Genomic DNA, 7776 nt, shown 5'->3' with positions numbered 1-7776 from the left:
AAGTCGTCGGTGGCCATCGGATGCTGTCCTCGATCTCCCAGGAAATGCCGCCCATTGAATTGAATTCCGGGAGTTTCGACCATCCGAAATCACCCGAAAGTCATTCAAAAACAACGGGTTGGGTAATTTGCAGGGCCGACTTTGTACCTTGCGCGCTCCACCACAAGCCCGCATGAACAACCCTGCCGCCGCCCAGCGCCTGAGTTGCCCCCGCTGCCGCGTCCCGATGAGTGCCCTGCTGCTGCCCTCGCACCGGGGCGGGCACGTCGAGGTCCAACAACATCGACCGTGGCGCCCTGATTCACGGCGTCTCCACCGTTCAACCACGCCAAGCTGAGGCCCTGGCCGCGCTCAACATCAAGAAACCCACCGTCGACACCCAGTTACCCCGGCTGTAGTGGCAATTCCCACGGCCTGGTCTATATGGATCAAGCACTTGCGACGGTTGGTGTCGAACTTGGGATGACCCGTCTGGGTGGGCGCGGTGAGGGCCGAGGTGCGTCCGCGGAGCCCGGAAATCGGGTTTTGCAGGGCGCCAAGCGCCATGAAGGGCCGCGCAGACGCGGGTGGCGCGGTTCCAAACGACCGATCTGGCGGTGATGCGCGGAATCAGCCACAGTCGGTTCGCGGAAACCGGGTCACGAGAAGTGCCCATTGGGGCTGGTGATGACCTTCGGGTTCCGCGTGTTCCGCGGCCTGACCACCTGAGCCGAGGGGCAACTCCGGACGAACCCGCTCGGGACTTGCCGAGACGAGCTGCGTCACTTGTAGGTCGCTGAAACCGCCCCACCGCCAATGGCCCGGAAGGCATAAACCAGAATGTAGAACTTGCCGGCGGCCGGGTTTTGAATGGAGATTGTTTCGCTGGTCCCGGTTTTCGTCGATTTGAAATCAGAGCCGCCAAATGCTCGCGTCGGAACGGCGCCGCGCTTGACGTACAAGTCGGGATCTCCCGTGGCGGCAGATACATTGATGGTGAGCTGGGTTTGACCCGCTGGAACATCAATGTTGAAAACCATTTCAGCCTTTTCAGCAAGGCTGAACGGTTTGCTCACGCCGCTTTGCAGGCGCCCCGGATCCGAAGCTTGCATCGTCACTTGCTTGCTGCTCACAGCCGTTGAGCCTCGGTCATCGGTGACCTTCAGCGTGACGGTGTACGTGCCCGCGGACGGGTACGTGCGTGCGGCATTGGGTGAGGACGCGGTGCTGCCGTCACCGAATTGGTATTGGTAGGCCACGATCGTGCCGTCCGGGTCACTGCTGGTGCTGGTCACATTGAGGGTCAGGTCCGACTGGCTGGTGGTGAACGAGGCCAAGGGCGGAAGATTGACCGAAGCAGCCTCGACATTGACCGTGACGGAGGCTTGCGTTGTGCACAGCTCGTTTTTCAGCAGCAAGGTCAAGTTGTGCACCCCGAGCGTGAGCGTCACGCTGGCCGTGGATGACGTGGCAAGCAAGCCATCGCGGTCACTTCGCCATTCGTAGCTTGCTTCACCAAAGACCGAACTGCCAACAGCCGACAGAAGAATCGTCTGCCCTGCAGAAAACCGCGCCTGGTTTGCCGGCGACGAGACCACTGCTGCCAACTTGCGGGCAGGGTTGGCCAGTAGCACCAGATCTCTGCTGACATGACCGACGCCATCTACCTTGATGGGCGCCACACCTTGCGAATAGCCGCAGGCGTCGGCCGTCAAGGTGTAGTCGCCCGCAGCGACATCTTCAAACAGGAAATCGCCTGCCGAAGTGGCTGAGTAAGCCTTGTTCAGGCGACCCTTTGTGGCGTTGAACGAGGTGTTTGCAGGCCTCGCGCTTTGAGAAGGCGTGATGTCAAGGCGCAGGCTGGCGCCCATTGAATCCGCTTGCGAGGGGCCGGCCTTGCGGCCTGATGCTGTCGCTTCGCGCGTTGATTGAACCCCAGGTTTGGGTGCGCTTGCGGCCGTCTGGGAAACGTTTGATTGCGCAGAGACTCCGTTGCCCACACGCAATGAAATCGAACCGTCGGGATGTTCTTGAATCAACCGGACATCCAACTCATTTTCAGTGTAGGTGGATACCTCTCCCACATTGAAGGCCGCGTCATCCGCCGCCGCGCGACAACTGTAGTGCGCGTAAGAGGGCACCGTGCCGGGGTGACTGTCGCGAACCCGCGAGGGCCCCTTCAGAGCCATGCGCCCCGCCAGGGCGGCGTCGTTGAAATCGATCACGATGCCTTTCTGGCCGGCCGTATTCGCAAAGACAAGACCACGATCCGTTCCGATCGGTTGACGGTTGGTGATCGTCCACCACTGGGAACTGTTGGAGGCACGCGGCACGATGATGGCCTGCGCACCATTTCCGCTGGTGGAATAGGGGTAGAGGCGGATCGTTTGGGCCTTTCCGTTCCCGACGGTGATGCGTTGGATCACACCATCGTCCCAAAACTTTTTGTGATACCACTTCGAGAGGGTCCAGGTGCCTGGCAAAGCAGGTTGGCCGCCAAATTTCGCGGCGAGGCAATTGCCGCTTTGCCCCGCGCACGGATCCTTGTAGCCTGCCGTGCAGCTGCTGCCCCTTGGGTCGGTGAAACCTTCACGCAGCAGGTTGTACATCCCGATGTCCATGGCCTCCCATTTTCCAAGGGTGGTCAAGTCGGTTGCCAATTCATTGGTGCTGTCACAGCTACCGCCAATGTAGAGGTCCTGCACCGCGGTTTCGCCCATGGAATGAAACATTTCATGCACGATGTTTCCCAGTGGCGAATACTCGGCCAACAACGCTTGGACGGGTGACTTGATCGTGGATGTGACATATTCGGTGTTGATCATCGACACGGGATTCATGTCGCAACTGCTCCCGGTGATCGACTTGGGCATGCCGGCCGTCAACACGACCAAGTGATCGATCTTGCCGTCGGCCCCGGGGGCATGATCCCAACTGGCGCTGCGATCCAGTTTGGGGTCTGCGTAGTTGACCAAGCCTTTTGAGGCGCGGATAACGTAATCGACGATGTCATCGCGCTTCGAATCGTCGTGGGGGTACTGCAAGGCAGGGTCGGTCACCTGCACCAATACATTGGCGCCCTTTCGCAGGTCAAGTCGCCCATGCGACAGCTGGTAGTAAAAATTTCGCACCGAGGCCCGGCCGGGCGTATCGTCGAAAAACAGCTGATCCGCCCAGGCGGCCGTGTGATCCGGGTGGAACTTCATGTTCTGGAATTCGGCTCTGAGCAGCACCACGTGGTCCTCGCTGACGGTCACGGCCCGGGAACTCAGGTCCTGCTGCGTCAGGGCACCGGCGTACACGCTCACATTCATTTGATACTGCGTTTCATAGCCGCGCTTCCACATGCCCAAGGTAACGGTTCCAGCCGGCACGTCACTCAATTGGTACTGCCCATTGCCATCTGTTACAGAGATGTGTGGGGACTGACCTGAAACCTCTGGCATCACATCGACAAATACCTGGGCGCCCACAATGGGGTTTTTGTTGGCATCCACGACCCGCCCGTAGAGTTGCCCTGTCGCAGCGCTGGCCTTCAAACCGACTTTCGCATTTGCGATCGGGTTGGACTGGGCATCAAGGACCCTGCCGGAAACGCTGGAAGCGTGCGCGTGTGTCACCACGGCCAAGAGCAAAAACACGCTCTGCAAGGCGCCTTTGAGCAGACGGGAAAGCCTCGGTTTCATTGGGTCTCTTTCGTTATTCAAGGGCGCCAACTGGGTTTGGCTCGTGGCCCCCAGAGGGAGTGCCCCCGGACAGCCACTCTTGGTACCTGCAAAGAATCTCGTCGCGGCCAGATGGGGCTGGAAGCCTCGGCGGGGCTCCAAAACGCAGCGCGATGTTGTGCACCCAATCCCGTCGGCCATGGCATTGAGCGGCGGAGCCAAACCCTGCCGGCGCGGAGTGTTGCGGGATCACCCCCCTAAACAAAGGGGGGATTCCCTGAGCAGATGGTCGCGGCAGACGCGATCAAGGAACGCTCCCATGAGCAAATCAAGTGGGTCTGGGCGATGCTGCCATCCGGTTGTCGGCGTCGATCCTGCCCAGGACTGCAGGCACCTCACGGCGCTCGGCGCCGCGGGCCATGTGGCGAACAAGGCCCGGTGCATGCGGGCCACGCTGCTCGGCACGCTGTTGCGACTGGTCGCGGAACTCATCGCCATCGAAAACTGCGCCAGAGCGCATGAGTTGGCTCGTCAACTGATGCCGCACGGCCGTGATCCGGCGTGGCGCCGATTGGATTGTCGACCTGGCTGACACGGCATTCAGCAGCGCTGGGCCCGATGCGCGTTGTCGCCCTCCTGGCGGCCGGCCGTGGTGGCTGCTTCGGGCCCCCGGGGCAACCCGCTCCGGATTTGCCCGAATTTTGTGCAGTGCGATGAGAAAAGCCGCAAGTCGATGTCGCTTGCAGACAAACTGCCCCATGGCTGCGTCATGCCGCCGTCACTACGCTGAAGCGGCCGGCTCTCGCGGTCTTGGTGGTCCGGCGCCCTTCTCCACTCTGGATGCCGAACACCATGCGTTTTCCTTTGCTGGCTCTGACCGCCACCCTGTCCATCGCTTTCCCTGCCCACGCCGGCAAGTTGTTCTTGTCGGGCGGGGGGTACAGCGACACCAACACCGATCTCTTCGTCAACGGCCTGCGCAAGGCGACGGGGATCGATGCCGCCACCACGCCCAACTTGGCCAGCACCACCAACTGCAGCACGGACTGGTCGACCACGCGCTGCCCTCGCATCTTGGTCGTGACGTCGGCCAGCGCCAGCAGCGCCGTGGGCATCGATGCCTTCCAGAACGATTTGCTGAACACCAACGGCTCGGTGCGGAAGCGGGGCTACTACAACCTGTTTCAGACGCACGGCTTTTCGCCCAAGCACTTGAATCTGCACGTCGACAACTTCGTCTCGGCCGCTTACAGCAGCGCCAATGTGGCGCTGGTCAACCAGGCCGATGTGGTGTTTTTCACCGGAGGCGACCAGGCCAAGATCGCCCGCAGCCTGTTCCGGGACGATGGCAGCGACACGCCGGTGGCGTCGGCGCTGCGAAGCCGCTGGGCCAATGGGGCTGGCAGTGTGGTGGTGGCGGGCGATTCGGCCGGCAATCATGTGGTGAACGCCACGATGCACGGCGTGGGCATCAGCTACGGCTACTTGCACTTCAATGCCAACTTGCCCAGCCCCACACCCATCGCCAGCTTTGCCACGTTTGGCGACACGCGCGAAGGCACGAGCGCGCTGCGCTACTTCGACAACGGCGGCACGATGAAGGGCTTGGGCTTCTTGCCCACCACCCTGCTCAGCGACACCCACTTCGACGCCCGCTCAGGGCGACTGGGCCGCTTGGCGGCGGCCATGCAGCACTTGGGCATTCGGCAGGGTCTGGGGGTGGACGAGGACACCGGGGTGCTGGTGGACACCACAGCCAACACGGCGCGGGTGTTCGGCAGTGGTTCGCTGATCGTGGTGGACGCCAACGCGGCCACGCGCGTGACGGCCAGCAGCTACAAGTTGACCAACCTGCGGGTCAGCCTGCTCACCAGCGGCGATCGCTACCACTACGGCACGCGCACGGTCACCAGCAGCAAGGCCGCCATCGGGACGCGCTACTACAGCGGCTTTTACGACAGCAGCGATGTGTTTGGCCCCTTTGAGACCAGCAAGAGCCTGACCCGCGTGGTGGACCAGAGCGGCAGCTTCAACGTGGGGAGCGCGCCGCGCCCGCGCTACAGCAGCGGGCCGCAGTACCCCAGCAGCGCGCCAACGCTGAAGGTGCGTTTCACCCGCGACGCCAGCACGCGGGGCTACTTTGGCGGCGGGAAGTACACGGTCGACAAAGTGAAGGTCGATTTCGAGTGACGCTGGGCCCGTCAGAGCCGGGGCGGCAGGACGACCCGGCCCCGCTTCAGTTGCGCTGAGGGCGTTGCTGCTCGCGCAGTTCCTGGATGCGCAGGCAGGCTGGGTGGGCGGCGAAGTTGGGGCGTTCACAACGGCGGGCCACACAAAACTCCTTCGCCAGGAAGTTGGGGCGATCGGCGCAGGCGGCGTTCGGGTCTTCGGGCGATGGCTCCGCGCGCGGGGCGGCCGAAGCCGTTGGCGTGGGCACAGACGCTGCGGGAGCAGGCGACGTTGCCACGACGGGGGCCGTCGACCCGGTGGCAAGTGGGGCGGGCGCTGGCTTCGGCAGCGCTTCGCGCCGCGGCGTTGGCTTCGGGCTGGCGGTCGTCGGCGCCGAGCGGTCTGGGCTGGGCGTCACCCCCGCAGGCGAGCTGGTGGCGCGGGCTGCTTCGGGGAGGGGCGCCACCGCTGGTGCTTCGCTCGCCGCCCCAGACAGGGGCGCCGCTGAGGCCGGCAAGGGCTCAGCGACGGTGGTGGACGCTGGCGCCGCCTCGGTGGCTGGGGCCAGCACGCGGGTCAAGGCATAGAGCAACGCCAGCGCCAACCCCACCGCAATGGTGGCCCCGCCCCACCCTCCCCACCGCAGGCTGGACTGGCCCCCGTTCTTGCCGCCGCCCTGCAGGGCTTGTGTGTCGGCCAGAGCCACGGTGACCGCCAGCTTTTCCCGCGATCGTTTGGAGGCCGAAGGTGCCGCCGAAGCCCTCTGGCTGCGCGGCTCTGTCGGGCTTGAGGCTGGCGCTGACGACGTCACTGGTGCCGGTTCGGCCTGCGCCGTGGCATCGTCGCGCGCCTCGCGCACGGTGGTGGCCATCGGGTCGCTTTGGGGCGGCAGGTTCAGCAGCGGGTGCTGCAGGTCGGGCGCGGGCGGCTCCCAGGGCGTGCGTGGCGGCGCCGACCGCTCGCCCAGCAACACGGCGCGGAAGTCGGCCACGCTGGCGGGGCGGTCTTTGGGGCGAATGCTCATGGCCCAGTCGATGGCCTGCAGCAGGCCGGCGCTGTAGCCCTGGAAAGCCGGCGTGTTGCGTTGGGACAGCGGCTGGCACTCGTCGGCCACGATGCGGGCCGTCGCGGGGGGTGGCGCTTTGCCCACCAACAGGTGGTAGAGCACGGCCCCGAGCGCGTAAAGGTCGGTCCACGGGCCTTGGCGCATGGTGCTGCTGTCGGCGTACTGCTCGATGGGCGCGTAGCTGGGCTTGAGGATGGCGGTGAAGCCTTGGGTTTGGTCGCCCATCTCGCGGCGAGCGGCGCCGAAGTCGAGCAGGATGGGCAATTCGTCCGGGGCGCTCAGCCAGATGTTGTCGGGCGCGATGTCCCGGTGGAACACGCCCGAGGCGTGGAGCAAGGCCAAGGCGTCGAGCAGGGGCAGAAAGCGCTGGCGGATCCAAGCTTCGTCGGGGGCGCGGCCCAGGGCTTTGCGCGCTGCGCTGAGGGTTTGGCCTTGCAAGTAGGGCATGGCCATGTAGGCCGTCCCGTGGTCTTCCCAGAAGCGATAGACCTTGAGCAGCGATGGGTGGTCGAAGCGGGCCAACAGCCGGGCCTCGTTCACGAAAGAGCGGCGCCCGGACTCAAAGGTCTTGAGGTGGGCCGACGTTCTCACGCTGACGTGGGTGTCGGTGCTGCGCCACGCCAGGTGCGCCGGCATGAACTCCTTGATGGCCACATCGCGCTCGAGCGCGTGGTCGCGCGCCAGGTAGACGATGCCAAAGCCCCCGATGCCCAAGGTGCGCAGGATCTCCAGCTCGCCGAAGCGGGTGCCGGCTGGCAGGGCCTGGCGCTGGTCTTCGGCCGTCTTGGCGGGGCTTGGGGAGGGGGCGGGCGACACAGGAACGGCGGGAAACACGCTGGGGCCCGACCTTACCCCAGGTGGGGCCCGCTCCTGCCCCTCAGTTGCCCGGGGAGCGGG

The 7776-nt window shown here is 64.3% G+C and carries 4 protein-coding genes; 2 read left to right on the top strand and 2 right to left on the bottom strand.

Annotated features, from left to right (window positions below):
* Positions 1-761: 761 nt before the first annotated feature.
* Positions 762-3665, bottom strand: coding sequence for a carboxypeptidase regulatory-like domain-containing protein (locus O9335_RS12085; RefSeq protein WP_298388400.1), 2904 nt, complete (start codon positions 3663-3665; stop codon positions 762-764).
* 298 nt (positions 3666-3963) lie between these two features.
* Between O9335_RS12085 and O9335_RS12080 the strand changes: the two genes are divergently transcribed.
* Entirely contained in the window at positions 3964-4236 is a 273-nt protein-coding gene (locus tag O9335_RS12080) for a hypothetical protein (protein WP_298388398.1), read from the top strand.
* Positions 4237-4496: 260 nt separating this feature from the next.
* Entirely contained in the window at positions 4497-5834 is a 1338-nt protein-coding gene (locus O9335_RS12075; protein ID WP_298388396.1) for a hypothetical protein, read from the top strand.
* A gap of 46 nt (positions 5835-5880) precedes the next feature.
* On the opposite strand, the gene O9335_RS12070 is transcribed toward O9335_RS12075, so the two are convergent.
* Positions 5881-7695 carry a serine/threonine-protein kinase gene (locus O9335_RS12070; RefSeq protein WP_298388394.1) on the bottom strand — a complete coding sequence of 605 codons (1815 nt, stop codon included), beginning with the start codon at positions 7693-7695 and terminating at the stop codon, positions 5881-5883.
* Positions 7696-7776 lie beyond the last annotated feature (81 nt).

This window comes from Inhella sp. (assembly GCF_027532025.1).
Classification (GTDB): domain Bacteria; phylum Pseudomonadota; class Gammaproteobacteria; order Burkholderiales; family Burkholderiaceae_C; genus Inhella.
The sequence above is the reverse complement of the archived record's forward strand: the minus strand, read 5'-3'. Positions and strand labels throughout refer to the sequence as shown.

Bases quoted from the DNA above. Each gene is read 5' to 3' on its own strand.
- O9335_RS12080 (WP_298388398.1), top strand. From the start codon at position 3,964: ATGAGCAAATCAAGTGGGTCTGGGCGATGCTGCCATCCGGTTGTCGGC.
- O9335_RS12075 (WP_298388396.1), top strand. From the start codon at position 4,497: ATGCGTTTTCCTTTGCTGGCTCTGACCGCCACCCTGTCCATCGCTTTC.
- O9335_RS12085 (WP_298388400.1), bottom strand. From the start codon at position 3,665: ATGAAACCGAGGCTTTCCCGTCTGCTCAAAGGCGCCTTGCAGAGCGTG.